Source organism: Streptomyces sp. NBC_00872 (assembly GCF_045161915.1).
GTDB lineage: Bacteria > Actinomycetota > Actinomycetes > Streptomycetales > Streptomycetaceae > Streptomyces.
Genome location: NZ_CP108806.1, coordinates 5,449,461 through 5,463,096, shown reverse-complemented (window position 1 = coordinate 5,463,096; position 13,636 = coordinate 5,449,461). Strand labels below are relative to the sequence as shown.

General features: G+C 72.0%; 11 protein-coding genes. 8 read left to right on the top strand and 3 right to left on the bottom strand.

All coding sequences use genetic code 11. The features are described from left to right. Positions 1–118 precede the first annotated feature (118 nt). Positions 119–1,663: a M6 family metalloprotease domain-containing protein gene (locus tag OG214_RS23530; RefSeq protein WP_405985859.1), complete on the top strand. Its 1,545-nt coding sequence runs from the start codon at positions 119–121 to the stop codon at positions 1,661–1,663. Here the strand turns inward: OG214_RS23530 and OG214_RS23525 are convergent. The 3 genes from OG214_RS23525 to OG214_RS23515 form a co-directional block, all read right to left on the bottom strand. After that, complete coding sequence (locus tag OG214_RS23525; protein ID WP_405987586.1) at positions 1,638–3,590, bottom strand: class I adenylate-forming enzyme family protein; 1,953 nt, start codon at positions 3,588–3,590, stop codon at positions 1,638–1,640. The genes OG214_RS23530 and OG214_RS23525 overlap by 26 nt on opposite strands. 204 nt (positions 3,591–3,794) lie before the next feature. After that, positions 3,795–4,550 (bottom strand): SDR family oxidoreductase, encoded by a 756-nt coding sequence (locus OG214_RS23520; protein ID WP_363079570.1) that lies wholly within the window; start codon positions 4,548–4,550, stop codon positions 3,795–3,797. Positions 4,551–4,733: 183 nt separating this feature from the next. Next, complete coding sequence (locus tag OG214_RS23515) at positions 4,734–6,143, bottom strand: S8 family peptidase (RefSeq protein ID WP_405985858.1); 1,410 nt, start codon at positions 6,141–6,143, stop codon at positions 4,734–4,736. A 340-nt stretch (positions 6,144–6,483) separates the two neighbouring features. On the opposite strand from OG214_RS23515, the gene OG214_RS23510 reads away from it, so the two are divergent. From OG214_RS23510 to OG214_RS23480, 7 genes are all read left to right on the top strand, one after another. After that, complete coding sequence (locus tag OG214_RS23510; protein WP_405985857.1) at positions 6,484–6,885, top strand: MSMEG_0570 family nitrogen starvation response protein; 402 nt, start codon at positions 6,484–6,486, stop codon at positions 6,883–6,885. Continuing rightward, positions 6,882–8,306, top strand: coding sequence for an NAD(P)-binding domain-containing protein (locus OG214_RS23505; protein WP_405985856.1), 1,425 nt, complete (start codon positions 6,882–6,884; stop codon positions 8,304–8,306). The genes OG214_RS23510 and OG214_RS23505 overlap by 4 nt, the downstream gene beginning before the upstream one ends. A gap of 30 nt (positions 8,307–8,336) precedes the next feature. After that, a complete protein-coding gene (locus OG214_RS23500) occupies positions 8,337–9,176 on the top strand; it encodes an amidohydrolase family protein (protein ID WP_405985855.1) in 840 nt (279 codons plus the stop codon). Positions 9,177–9,318: 142 nt separating this feature from the next. Then, on the top strand, positions 9,319–9,849 hold the full coding sequence (locus OG214_RS23495; protein ID WP_363079565.1) for an MSMEG_0572/Sll0783 family nitrogen starvation response protein: 531 nt from the start codon (positions 9,319–9,321) through the stop codon (positions 9,847–9,849). Between the two features lie 10 nt (positions 9,850–9,859). After that, a complete protein-coding gene (locus OG214_RS23490) occupies positions 9,860–11,047 on the top strand; it encodes an MSMEG_0568 family radical SAM protein (RefSeq protein ID WP_405985854.1) in 1,188 nt (395 codons plus the stop codon). After that, a complete protein-coding gene (locus OG214_RS23485; protein WP_405985853.1) occupies positions 11,017–12,699 on the top strand; it encodes an MSMEG_0567/sll0787 family protein in 1,683 nt (560 codons plus the stop codon). Before OG214_RS23490 ends, OG214_RS23485 begins: the two co-directional genes overlap by 31 nt. Further along, on the top strand, positions 12,696–13,547 hold the full coding sequence (locus OG214_RS23480; RefSeq protein ID WP_405985852.1) for a carbon-nitrogen hydrolase family protein: 852 nt from the start codon (positions 12,696–12,698) through the stop codon (positions 13,545–13,547). The genes OG214_RS23485 and OG214_RS23480 overlap by 4 nt, the downstream gene beginning before the upstream one ends. Positions 13,548–13,636: the final 89 nt, after the last annotated feature.

The window sequence follows — 13,636 nt, the reverse complement described above, 5'->3', positions numbered from 1 at the left end:
CAGGGGAAAGAACCCACGATCGGGCGCACCCAGCGAGCGCCGACACGCCGACCGGCAGAGGGTGATCGAACAGAGTGCAGTCAGGACGGCCGACTGCCGCGGACCCGAAGGCGGCCGCATGAAGCAGACGCGTCGGATACGCAGAACCGGCGGCAGTGCCGGCGACACGGGCCACGACACCAGTGGCGACAGTTCCACCACCAGTCCCGGTGGTACCACCAGCCACGGTGGTATCAGCAGCGACAGCGGTACGAGCAGCCCTCCTGGCGGTACCAGCAGCCCCGGCGGTACCACCGGCGGCAGCGGTCCGACCAGCGGCTCCGGTGGTACCGCTGACGGCAGCGCCGGCGGCAGCGCCGGCGGCAGCGCCGGCGGCAGCGCCGGCGGCAGAGGCCACGGCCGTTTTCATTGGGGTTCCCACCGTCTCGGCGCCCTCGCCGGGCTCACCGCCCTCACCCTCGCCGCACTGACCACGGCCAGCGGCACGCTCCCCGGCCCCACCCGCGCCTCCGCGGGCTCCGTCGCCGCGGGCCGGGACGCCTCCCTCACCCAGTGCCGTATCGCGCCCACCTCGACCGTACAGATGTCGGAGGGGCTGCCCACCCCGCCCGGCTACTCCCCCTCCACCGGCACGGTCCGCGCACTCAATCTCATGATCGACTTCCCGGACGCGCAGGGCCCGGGAACGGCCCTCGACCGGCTCGGCGAATTCTTCCCGAAGACGTCGCAGTGGTTCAGGACCAGTTCCTACGGGCGGCTCGACTACCAGGCCGAGGCCCCGCTGACGGACTGGCTGCGGATGCCGCTGTCGTTCGCGGCGTACGGGATAGAGCGCGGAGCGCCGTACGAGCCCGGCTACCGGCGGCTCGTCGAGGACATCGTGTCCGCCGCCGACAGCCGGGTCGACTTCGCCGCGTACGACCTGCTCAACGTCCTGGTCACGCCCAACGCCGGGCCGTCCGCGCTCGACACCGTCCTGTCCGTCACCTTCTCCGGCAACTCGGAGGCACCCGAGGCCGACGGCGCGCCGCTCGCGAACACGTCCTTCGTCTACAGCCGCCAGGACGACGGTTCGGGCTCGTACCGCGACACCGGCTACCGGGTGCTGCCGCACGAGAACGGTCATGTCTTCGGCCTGCCCGACCTCTACACCATGGACGGCGGCAGCTCGGTCGGACACTGGGACATCATGTCCGAGGACTGGGGCGCCAACAACGATCTGCTGGGCTGGCACAAGTGGAAGCTCGGCTGGCTCGACGACGAACAGATCCGCTGCGCGTCCGTGGCCGGGGTCAGCGAGTATCTGCTGGAGCCGCTGGCGAGGACGGGCGGCCCCAAGGTGACCTTCGTACCGCTCTCCAAGGAGTCCGGTTACGCGGTGGAGGTACGGACCAGGGAGGGCAACGACGAGGCGGTCTGCGAGCCCGGCGTCCTGATCTACCGGGTGGACTCCACGGTCGACACCGGACGCGGCCCGATCGCGGTCTCGGACAGCCGCGAGAACAGCGGCGGCTGCACCCGGCGCCCCAATGTGCACGCGGAACTGTCGGACGCGCTCTATCTGCCGGGCGACACCTTCGTCGACAGCGAGCACGACATCCGGATCACCGTGATGGCGAAGGAGCCCGGCGGGAATTTCAGGGTGCGGGTGTCACGGCCCTGAGTACCTCCGTCCGCAGCTCGCGCTTGAGGATCTTGCCGGCCGGATTGCGCGGCAGCGGGTCCTCCCGTACGAGCACATGGGCCGGAACCTTGAAGGCGGCGAGACGGGCGGCGACATGCGCGCGCAACTCCTCGGCGTCGGTGTTGGCGCCGGGGCCGGTGTCGGCGTTGGTGTGGGTGTGGGTGTGGGTGTGGGTGTTGGTGTCGCCGTTGGCGCTGGTGTCGGCGTTGGTGTCCGGCCGGGAGTCCGGACCGCGGCCCGGCTCGGCGCGCGGTCTGAGCCGTACCACCGCCGCGACCTCCTCGCCCAGCACCGGGTGCGGAATGCCCAGCACAGCGGCGTCGACGACCTCGGGATGGGCGTGGAGCACGGCCTCGACCTCCGCGCAGTACACGTTCTCACCGCCCCTGACGATCATGTCCTTGATCCGGTCCACCACCGTGACCCGGCCGTCGCGCACCCGCGCGAGATCGCCGGTCCTGAACCAGCCGTCGGGTGTGAATGCCTCGGCGGTGGCGGCCTCGTCACGCCAGTAGCCGCGTACGAGCGCCTGGCCGCGCAGCCAGAGCTCGCCGACCTGGCCCTCCGGTACGGGCTCACCCGGTACGGCCGCTCCCGATGCGGGCTCACCCGGCGCGGAGCCACCGGGCGCGGACCCACCCAGCGCGGACTCACCCGCCAGTCCGGCGATCCGTACCTCGGTGGCGGGCGTCGGCCGGCCCACGCTGTCGGGGAAGCGCCGGTACTCCTCGCCGAAGACGGCCAGTACCCCGCCGCAGGTCTCCGTCAGGCCGTAGCCGTTGCGGGGCTCGACGCGCCCGCCGTAGCGGGCGGTGAGCCGGCCGACCAGCGCGGGCGGGGCGGCGGCGCCACCGGTGCTGAACAGGGTCAGCGTCTCCAGCGCGTCGCTCTCCGCACCGGCCCCGGGCGTGGCACCGGCCCCGGCCTCGGACCCGGACCCGGCCTCCACCGTCTCCGTCTCCGCCGCGTCCAGGAGCTGGAGCGCGGTGGCCGGGACACCCGCGTAGTACGTCACCCCGTGCTCACGGATCAGCCGCAGGGCCTGCCGCGCGTCCCACTTGCGCATCAGCACGAGCGTGCCGCCGACGGCCATGGCCGAGTAGAGACAGGTGAACGCGGCCACATGGAAGAAGGGGTACGTCATCAGCGCGACGGGCGCGGGCCCCTGCCCGGGGATCTGTCCGCGCGCGAGGGCGGAGGCGGCGGCGTGGTAGCGCGGGTTCATGGCCGCACCGGCCTGGGCGAGCTGGGTGGCGACAGCGCCCTTGGGCCGCCCGGTGGTTCCGGACGTGTAGATGATGGTGGCGTCGTCCTCGGCCCGTACCTCGACATCGGGCGGCGCGGTGAACGGATCGGGGGCGGGCAGATCCTCGTACCGCTCGATCCGCCCGTTCCGTTCGATCCCCGCGATCCGCTCCCCCAGGTCTCCTTGGTCTGCCACGTCTCCTTGGTCTGCCAGCTCTCCTTGGTCTGCCAGGTCTCCTCGGTCCGCGTCGTCCGCGTTCCGGTGGAAGACGAGGATCCGGACGCCCTCGCGCTCGGCCCAGCGCGCCACGCGCGGCAGCCGCTCGCCGTCCACCAGCAGGACGCGCGGTGCGCAGTCGTCCAGGGCGTACGTGAACTCGTCCTCGGTCCACCAGGCGTTGAGCGGTACGGCGACCAGCCCGGCCAACTGGGCAGCCCAGAAGGCGATCTGCCACTCGGGGTGGTTGCGCATGGCGACGACGGCACGGTCGCCGGGGCGGAGCCCGTAGACGTCGAGCAGACGGTTGGCCAGCGCGGAGGCGGCGGCGAAGAACTCCCCGTACGTGTACGTCCCGCTCTCCGCCACCAGGAACGGCCGGTCGCCGTACGCCCAGGTCGCCTCCACGAACTCGCGCAGGGTGCGCGGTCCGTCGGCGTACATGAGCGAACCGTTCTCGGCCCGTACGACGGCGAAGGGCGCCCCCGGCGCGGTCAGGATGTGCGGCTCGGGCACCTCGGCACCTCTCTCAGCGTCCAGGGGCCGGTCAGCCCGCCGCGACGCTACTCGACCGCCGCCTTCCGGTCGAACCGCCCGGCCTCCGGTCGTCTTCCGCCCGGCTTCCGCCTCGGCCGACCTCGGGCGAGGTCAGTCGACCACCGTTCCGCACGTGATGTTGAACGCGGTCGCGGTCATGGACCGGGCGCGGTCGGAGGCGGCGAAGGCCGCCACGTCGGCGACGTCCTGCCGCGTCGCGGCCCGCTTGAGCAGCGTCCGGCACACGGTGTCCTCGATGATCTCCTCGCCGCCCTCGAAGTCCTCGGGGATGGTGTCCACGATTCCCGCCGTCTGGATGCTCAGCGCCCGGATTCCATAGCGTCCCAGCTCACCGGCGAGCTGTCGGCGCAGTGCCTCGACGGACTGGAGCGCCACTTGCAGCCCGCCCAGATTCCAGTCGGGCCTCGGGTCGCCGTACCCCCCGAACATCAGGATCACGCCCGAGCGGCGGGGGATCATATGGCGCGCGGCGGCCCGCGCGGTCAGGAAGTTCGTCCGCAGGGCGGTCATGACGGGCTGCTGGAAGTCCGCGAACGGCATCTCCGCGAGCGGGGTGCCCTGCACATCGGCGTGCGAGATCAGATTGAACGAGATGTCGATGCCGCCGGCCCGCGCGGCGACATCGGCGGCGTGCGCGTCCACGGCCTGTTCGTCGAGCGCGTCCAGCACGGCGGCCTCGACAGCGCCGCCCTCGTCCCCGATCTCGGAGGCGACCCGCTCCAGCGGCGCGGGGGTCCTGGCGGCGATGAAGACGCGCGCTCCTTCCTGTGCGAAGGTCCGGGCCACGGCGCTGCCGATGGCCCCGCTGCCGCCGTAGATCACCGCGGTCTTGTCCTTGAGCAGCATGGGTCCGCTCTCCTCACTCGTCTCTCACTCGTCGCCATCTGTCAGCGCGTACGCACGCGTACACACCAACGAGTACGACTACGACTCCACCGCCCGCGGAAACTCATCGCCAGTGGACGGGAAGGGCCGACCCCCGGTGGGGAGTCGGCCCGGCTACGGCCCGTAGGAGTCCGCCGGAGTCCGTCAGAGTCCGCCGGTGTAGAGCAGCCGGTTGGGCGAGCCCGTGCTGATGGGACGGACCACATCCTTGGTCGACGTCTTGGTGAGCCAGCCGGTGAGCTCCGCCGGGGAGGCCGTCGGGTACTTCGCCTTCAACAGGGCGGCGACCCCGGCGACATGCGGGCTGGCCATGGAGGTGCCATTGAGCGTGCTGGAGCCGCCGCCGAGTTTGGCGGAGACGATGGCGACACCGGGGGCGTAGGTCGTCAGACAGCGACCGTAGTTGCTGAAGCGGGCCTCGCCGTCCTGGTTGTCGGTGGCTCCCACGGCGAGCGCCGACGTGGCTCCTGCGGGCGAGACACCACAGGCGTCCTGGGACTCGTTGCCGGCCGCGACGACGGGCAGGACGCCCGTGGCGGTGACGGCGTCGACGGCGCTGTCCACCGCCGTGGACGAGGATCCTCCGATGGAGGCGTTCAGGACCGCGGGCTGCCTGGCGTTGGCCGCGACCCAGTCGAATCCGGCGATGACCCCGGCCCAGTCGCCCTTCCCCTGGCAGTTCAGGACGCGGACTGCGACCAGGGAGGCCGAGCGTGCCACGCCGTAGGTCGCCCCGCCGGTGGTGCCCGCCACATGGGTGCCGTGGCCGTTGCAGTCCTGCCCGTTGCGTCCGTCGCCGATGGCGTCGAAACCGACGGTGGCACGGCCACCGAACTCGCTGTGCGCGGTCTCGACACCGGTGTCGACGATGTACGCCGTGACGCCACTGCCCGTACCGGTCACGGTGAAGTCGTTGTCGAGGGGCAGCTTCCGCTGGTCGATCCGGTCGAGCCCCCAGCTCTCGGCCTTGACCGCCGTCCCGACTGCCTTCCCGACCGCCCTCCCGACCGGCTTCTCCACGGACCGCGCTCGCTCGGCCGACGGCGAGCCGACGCTGATCCGCGCGTTCTCCTCGATGGCCTGGACGGCGGGAAACGCCCGTACGGCGCGCAACTGGTCCCCGGTGAGGGCCGCGGCGAACCCGCGCAGCGCGGTCCCGTAGGTGAACAGAGGCTTGACCCCGAGCTGCCGTACCACCGTGGCCGCCGAGAACGCGGGCTTGAGCGTGACGATGTACTGGCCGGGAATCGCGCTGACGGAACGCTCGACGGGTACGGGAACCTGCCGGGCCCCGGCCGTCGCACCGGCGCTTCCGAGGTCACCGCCCAGGCCTCCGTCACCGTCCAGGCCCGCGTCACCGCTCCGGCGGACGTCACCGCCCAGGTCACGGACCAGGTCACCGCTCAGGTCACCGCCCAGGTCACCGCCCAGGTCGGCGTCCCCGTTCGAGCGGACGTCACCGCTCATACCGGCCTGACTGCTCACACCGGCGCCACTGATCAGGGGAACGAGTAGCAGAAGGGCGGTCGGTGCCCAGCGCGCGCTCAGGCGCATACGTGCTCCTTGAGAAGGCGGAACCGCCCGCGGCGAACCGGGCCCGCGGGCGACGAACACCCTTCCTTCGGCCGCGGCACGCCCACGGCTTGAGCCAAACCGACCGTATGGCGCAAACCCCCCGCACACCCGTGCTGCCCTTGCCCTGCCTCGCCCTGCCCCGGGGCGCGTACGGACTTTGCCTCCGAGGCAACTCCGCGTACAGGGAGACTCACCCGGTGTGAGGATCCTGTAACTCCGCTTTATTCCGGATGACTCGGTTCGGTAATCGCCGGTGGCTGAAGTTGTCATCACAAGCAGCGGCGAGGTCACGGCCTCGGCGCCTCGCATGGAGGACTTCATGCCTGAGATCTATTTCCATGTGCGCTGGCCCGATGGCGCGACCCAGCGCTGCTACTCCCCCTCCACCGTAGTCGAGGACTACTTCACGGCCGGCGGCGAATACGAGTTGACCGACTTCGTGGAGCGCAGCCGCACGGCACTCGGTATCGCCGGTGAACGGGTGAAGGAGAAGTTCGGCTTCCACTGCACCGGCGCGTCCGACCAGCTCGCCCAGATCGAGCGGACCGCCGCCGCCTATGCGCACGCCTACGCCGCCGACACGGCCGCCGCTTCCGGCTCCGCTTCCGCCGTCGCCGTCGACAGAACCAGGGTCGACGAGGTCGCCGAGGTCCACAGGGCCGTCGACGTCCTCAAGGTCATCGTCGAATCCCTCGTCAACGCCGACGGGAGCACGCGATGAGCGCGACGGTGAGCCCTGCGGTGGGCCCGGCTCCGCGCCCGGCGGTGCGGCTCGCCGGGGCCCACTACCCCGTCGCCGTGGTCGGCGGCGGGCAGGCCGGTCTGTCGCTCAGCTACCACCTGCGCCGCCACGGCATCGATCATGTCGTGGTCGAGGCCCATCAGGTCGGTCACGAGTGGCGTGAGCGGCGCTGGGACTCCTTCTGTCTGGTGACCCCCAACTGGCAGTGCAGACTGCCCGGTTTCCCGTACCAGGGGGACGACCCGGACGGCTTCATGGTCCGTGACGAGATCGTCCGGTATCTCCAGGACTATGTGGCCTTCTTCCGCCCGCCGCTGGTGGAGGGCGTGACGGTGACCGGGCTGCGGCGCGCCCCCGGCGGCCGCTTCGAACTGACCACCACGGAAGGCGAGTTCACCGCCGACCAGGTGGTGGTGGCCACCGGCCCGTACCACACCCCGTCCGTCCCGCGGATGGCCGAGCGCCTGCCCGCCGGTATCGGGCAGATCCACTCCTCCCGTTACCGAAACGCGGACCAGCTCCCCGAGGGCGCCGTACTGGTCGTCGGCACCGGTCAGTCCGGGTGCCAGATCGCCGAGGATCTGCATCTCGCGGGCCGACAGGTGCACCTCGCCGTCGGCAGCGCGCCTCGCGTCGCCCGCTTCTACCGGGGCCGGGACTGTGTGGCCTGGCTCGACGAGATGGGGCACTACGCGAAGGGCATCGACAGCTTCGACGACGCCGCCGCCGTCCGGATGCGCGTCAACCACTACGTCACCGGGCGCGACGGGGGCCGCGACATCGACCTGCGGGCCTTCGCCCGCGACGGAATGCGCCTGTACGGGCGGCTGACCGGCATCACAAGCGCCCTGGGTCCTACGACGCCGGGTGCTACGACGCCGGGTGCTACGACGCTGGGTGCTACGACACCGGGTCCTACGACGCTGGAGTTCGCGGACGATCTGAAGGTCAATCTGGACCGGGCGGACGCGGTGGCCGAGTCCATCAAGGACGCCATCGACGCCCATATCTCCGCGCACGGGATCCAGGCCCCCCGCGAGGCACGGTACGTACCGGTGTGGGAGCCCTCCGAGCACCTCGCCGAACTCGATCCGGCCGAGGCCGGGATCACCTCCGTCGTCTGGTCCACCGGCTTCACCCGCGACCACCGGTGGATCGAGATACCCGCCTTCGACGGCCGCGGCTACCCGATGCACCGGCGCGGCGCCACCAGCACGCCCGGTCTCTACTTCCTGGGCCTGCCCTGGCAGTACTCATGGGGCTCCGGACGCTTCGAGGCCGTCGGCCGGGACGCCGGGTTCCTCGCGGACCACATCGACGCGAGCCGCCGCCTCGCCGACGTGTGCGGCGCCCTCACCGGGGCGCCGGACTCCGTCGCCTCCGCACTTCCCCTGGGCTGACAGGCCCCCGGGCCGAAAGGAGCACCCGGAATGGCACCCGGAATGGCACCCGAAACCGTCTTCGACGCACACCGCCACATCGGTGTCCTCCCCGCGTATCCCTTCTACGGCGGTCCCCCCGTCAACCCGGACACCACCGCCCGCGCCACCGTCAAACAGTTCCTCGCCGACCTCGACGCCGAGGGCACGGAACGCGCCCTGGTGATCCCCAACTACGGCGTACCGGACCCCGCCGTCGCGTTCCGCTTCAACGAGCTGGTGGTCGAGGCGGCCCAGAGCGACGACCGGGTCCGCGCCGGACTGTGGGTCTCGCCGCGCCCGGAGGACGCCGACCGTACGGAGCAGGCCCTCGCCCTGGCCGGGGAGGACGGCGTACGGGCCCTCAAGCTCAGTTTCCTGCTCGGCGGACGCCCCACGGACCCGGCCTGCCGGCCGCAGCTGGACCGTATCTTCCGTACGGCCGCGCGGCACGGACTCGTCGTCCATGTCCACACCTCCCCCGGTGCCGCCTCGGACATCGACGAGGTCGGCAATCTGGTGGACTGGTACGCCGATCAGGTCCCCGTGCACCTGGTGCACTTCGGCGGCGGGATGAGCGGCCACATCAAGCTCGCCGGCTCGCGGTTCTTCGACTGGATCGAGTCCGGCAAGCGCGTCTACACCGACCTCTCCTGGGCCATCGGCTTCACACCGCGCTGGCTGGCCCAGGAGATCGAGCGTCGCGGTATCGGCCATGACCGGGTGCTCTTCGCCAGCGACCAGCCGTGGGGCGACTTCACCGGTGAGTACGCCCGGCTCGCCGAGGCGACCGGCGGCGGCGAACTCGGCGGACTCGTCTTCCGGGACACCTTCGCCGCGCTCTACGACTGACCCCGGCTCGCCCGGACGGACCCCGACGGACCCGACAGACCCCGAGGGACCCGACAGATCCCAAGGGACCACGACAACCGCCCTTCGCCCCCTCACAACTGCTCCTCAGCCACCACCCGTACCGAAGAAGGAGACAGACACCATGTCCGACACCGCCCCCACCGCGGAGCTCTCCGAGATCGAGCAGAAGTCCCTCAACGAGATCGCGCACCCCTCGCTCCCCGAAGGCTCCAGCATCTACGGCTCCACCAAGGTCTTCCCCGACTACCGGGCCGAGGACGGGGAGACCTACTTCACCCTCGTCCATGGCATCGCCCACGAGTCCTCGGTGTCCTTCGTCGCCGTGCTCCAGGCCACCCGCGCCCTGCGCAAGGGCTTCGAGGCGGCCGTCTACTTCTACGGCCCGGGTTCGCTCAACTGCCTTGCCACACGCGGCTTCCCGACCGTCGGCAACTCCGCGTTCCCCGGCGAGCACAACATCAACAACCAGCTCAAGACATTCATCGCCGAGGGCGGCAAGGTCTACTGCTGCCGCTTCGGCCTCTCCCTGCACGGCGCCCGCGAGGAGGACCTGATCGAGGGCGTCATCCCCACCCACCCCCTCGACGTCCAGGACGCGATCATCCACTACGCGCGCAAGGGCGCCATCATCAACTCCACCTACCAGCTCTGAGAGGTGCGTCGTGAGCGTTGGCACCGATAGGACGAGTACGACAACGACGGCGACGGCGACAGCGACGGCTACGGGAGCGGCGGCTTCGACGGCGACGGGGGCCGCGCCCGCGACAAGCACGGCGGTCGACGTGCGGATCATGACCCGCGCCGAGCTCGCCCTGCGCGGTATCCGTCAGGACGTCGAGGTCCGGCGGCCGGACGGCGCGGGCCCCAGCGACGACGGCCATGTCCTTGTCGACGGTGCCAACGCCGCGCTGCCCCGCAACCCCGACAGCCCCTACACGGTCCGCGACGGCAAGGTCTGGCTCGGCGACGAGACGGGGACCCTGACGGACACCGGGCTCTCCCTGACCCCCGTACGACGGCCGAGGTTCTACGACCTGACGACCGCCGACGGCGTCCGGTACGAGGAGATCGCCCGGCTCCACGGCTCCGACGTGCTCGCCACGACCGTCGTACAGACCTGCGTCCGCTACGCCGAGTCCGACCGCTGCCGGTTCTGCACCATCGAGGAGTCCCTGCGCTCCGGCGCGACGGTCGCCGCCAAGACCCCCGCGCAGCTCGCCGAGGTCGCCGAGGCGGCCGTACGGCTGGACGGCGTCCGGCAGATGGTCATGACCACCGGCACCACCGCGGGTCCCGACCGCGGCGCCCGCAATCTCGTACGGTCGGTCGTGGCGGTGCTGCGCGCGGTGCCCGGTCTGCCCGTCCAGGTGCAGTGCGAACCGCCCGCCGACCTCGGGTGGATCCGCGCGCTGCGCGACGCCGGGGCGACGGCCGTCGGCATCCATGTCGAGTCCCTCGACGACGGGGTGCGCCGCCGCTGGATGCCCGGCAAGTCGACCGTGCCGATGGCCGAGTACGAGGCCGCGTGGGACGAGGCGGTGCGGGTCTTCGGGCCCAACCGCGTCTCCACCTATCTGCTCGTCGGCCTCGGCGAGGACCCGGACGAACTGATCGCGGGCGCGGGGCGGCTGATCGACCGGGGTGTCTATCCCTTCGTCGTCCCGTTCCGGCCGATGAGCGGCACGCTCGCGGCGCGTGACGGGATCGGGGCCCCGAGCGCGGAGGTGCTGCGGTACGTGACCGAGGGCGTCGCGGCGAAGCTGCGCGCGGCCGGGATGAGCGGCGCCGACCAGAAGGCGGGCTGCGCGGCCTGCGGGGCGTGCAGCGTGCTGAAGACCGCGGGCGGGTGACGGCCGTGTATCTCGACGGATCCGCCGCACCGGCGCCGCCGGCATCGGACCGCCAGGCCGAACGCCCGGCCGACATCCTGGCGCTGCTCGGCGACCTCAGCACCTTGGCGCGGCAGCCTGTCTTCCGTATCGAGGAGGCCTATTCCCCGGGCGAGTTGTCCGACTACCGCCGGCTGCGACGGGACACCTTCGTCCATGAGCAGGGGCTCTTCTCCGGCCATGACCTGGACGACCGGGACGCCGACGCCCGTACCGTCGTCCTGGTCGCCAAGGACCGGGACGGCACCGTGGTCGGCGGCGTACGTCTCGGACCGGTCGACGGCGGTCCCGACATCGGCTGGTGGCAGGGCGGCCGTCTCGTCGTGGCCCGCCGGGCCCGGGGCCCGCACGGCATCGGCGCGGCGCTGGTCCGCGCGGCCTGCGCCCGTGCGGAGGCCGAGGGCGTCCTGCGGTTCGACGCGACCGTGCAGACCCGTAACGAGGCGCTCTTCCAGCGGCTCGGCTGGCGCTCCGTACGCGCGGCCACGGTCGCACGGGCGCCGCACACGCTGATGCGATGGCCGATCGGGCGGATCGCGGCGCAGGTGGCGGCCACCAAGTCCGCGCTCGGACCGCTCCTCGCGACTCTCCGCGGACCGGCCTTCGGCGGCCCGGCGGCCGGGGCGGGCGGAGCACCGGCCACCGGTGCCGTCGGTGCCAATGGCGCGGCGGCGGATGGTGCGGGCTGGACGGGCGGAGCACCGGCACCGGCGACGCGTGCGGGCGGAGTGGACGGGGCACCAGCGACGCGTGCGGGCGGAGCCTCACGCGGAGACGCGCGTACCGTCCTCGGCGGCGCCGGGTTCGTCGGCGACGACGGCACCCCCGTCCCCGGCACGGACATGATCGCCGCGTGCGACGCGATCGTGCCGTCCATGGTCGAACGGGACCCCGAGTGGGCGGGCTGGTGCTCCGTCCTCGTCAATGTCAACGACCTCGCGGCGATGGGCGCCGTACCGGTCGGGCTGCTGGACGCCGTGGGCGCGAAGGACGCGGCGCACATCGGCCGGATCCTCGCCGGACTCGGGCGGGCCGCGGAGGCGTACGGCGTACCGGTCCTCGGCGGGCACACCCAGCTCGGCGTACCGGCCGCCCTGTCCGTGACCGCGCTGGGCCGCACGGACCGTCCGGTGCCGGGCGGCGGCGGACGGTCCGGGCACGCCGTACGGCTCACCGCGGACCTCGGCGGCGGCTGGCGCGCGGGCTACCGGGGCCGCCAGTGGGACTCGTCCACCCACCGCCGTACGGACGAACTCCGCACGATGACCGGGGCGGTCGCCGCCGCCCGGCCCGCCGCGGCGAAGGACGTGTCCATGGCCGGGATCGCCGGGACCCTGGGCATGCTCGCCGAGGCGAGCGGCTGCGGCGCCGTACTCGACATGGCGGCCGTACCCCGCCCGCCGGACACGGCCATGGGCGACTGGCTCACCTGCTTCCCCGGCTTCGCGATGCTCACCGCGGACGGACCGGGCGCCGCGCCGCTGCCCGCCGGGCCCGCCACGGGCGCGGTGTGCGGGGAGCTGACCGCGGGACAAGGCGTGGGGCTGCGCTGGCCCGACGGAGAGATCACAGACGCGGTCGCCGGTCCGGTGACCGGAATGGGGACCGCATGAGCACGCTCCGTATGGCGGCCGTCGCCGCCGAGTTCGGCCGCGATCTCGAAGAGGACTTCGCCGTCGCCGAACGGCTGATCAAGGAGGCCCGCGCCGAGGGCGTACGGCTGCTCGCCCTGCCGGAGGCCTGCCTGGGCGGCTATCTGCTCAGCCTCGACAACGACACCGAGCTGGACGCGGGTCCGCCGGCGCTCGCCCTCGACGGCCCCGAGATCCGCCGGCTGGCCGCGCTGGCCGGTGAGCTGACCGTCGTCGCCGGCTACTGCGAGGCGGGCACCGACGGGCGGCGCTACAACAGCGTGGTCTGCGTCAACGGCGACGGGGTGCTGGGCAATCACCGCAAGGTCCACCAGCCGCTGAGCGAGGACGCCAGCTACGCGTCCGGGGACCGCTTCCACGCCTTCGACACACCGGTCGGCCGGATCGGCATGCTGATCTGCTACGACAAGGCCTTCCCCGAGTCCGCCCGCGCGCTGGCCCTCGACGGGGCCGAGATCGGTGTGGTCGTCTCGGCCTGGCCGGGAGCGCGCACCAACGCCGCCCCCGATCTCGTCAACGACCGCTGGAAGCGCCGCTTCGACCTCTTCGACCGGGCGCGCGCCCTGGAGAACCAGATCGTGTGGGTCTCCTCGAACCAGTCGGGTACCTTCGGGTCGCTACGCTTCGTCGGCAGTGCCAAGGTCGTCGACCCCGGCGGCGAGATCCTCGCCGACACCGGGGTCGGGGCCGGCCTGGCGATCGCCGAACTCGACGTCGCCCAGGCCCTGGAGACCGCTCGCCGCTCCATGGGGCATCTGCGCGACCGGCGTCCGGAGACCTATACGTACGCGGGCGCGGTCGGCGAGTGAATCCCCACAAGGCCGAATGAACCCCCACAAGTGAACCCGTACAAGTAAACCGCCACAAGTGAACCGCCACAAGGCAGTCCGCGAAGTGA

Coding starts and splice junctions, on each gene's coding strand:
- OG214_RS23530 (WP_405985859.1), top strand. CDS start 119: ATGAAGCAGACGCGTCGGATACGCAGAACCGGCGGCAGTGCCGGCGAC.
- OG214_RS23525 (WP_405987586.1), bottom strand. CDS start 3,590: ATGTACGCCGACGGACCGCGCACCCTGCGCGAGTTCGTGGAGGCGACC.
- OG214_RS23520 (WP_363079570.1), bottom strand. CDS start 4,550: ATGCTGCTCAAGGACAAGACCGCGGTGATCTACGGCGGCAGCGGGGCC.
- OG214_RS23515 (WP_405985858.1), bottom strand. CDS start 6,143: ATGCGCCTGAGCGCGCGCTGGGCACCGACCGCCCTTCTGCTACTCGTT.
- OG214_RS23510 (WP_405985857.1), top strand. CDS start 6,484: ATGCCTGAGATCTATTTCCATGTGCGCTGGCCCGATGGCGCGACCCAG.
- OG214_RS23505 (WP_405985856.1), top strand. CDS start 6,882: ATGAGCGCGACGGTGAGCCCTGCGGTGGGCCCGGCTCCGCGCCCGGCG.
- OG214_RS23500 (WP_405985855.1), top strand. CDS start 8,337: ATGGCACCCGGAATGGCACCCGAAACCGTCTTCGACGCACACCGCCAC.
- OG214_RS23495 (WP_363079565.1), top strand. CDS start 9,319: ATGTCCGACACCGCCCCCACCGCGGAGCTCTCCGAGATCGAGCAGAAG.
- OG214_RS23480 (WP_405985852.1), top strand. CDS start 12,696: ATGAGCACGCTCCGTATGGCGGCCGTCGCCGCCGAGTTCGGCCGCGAT.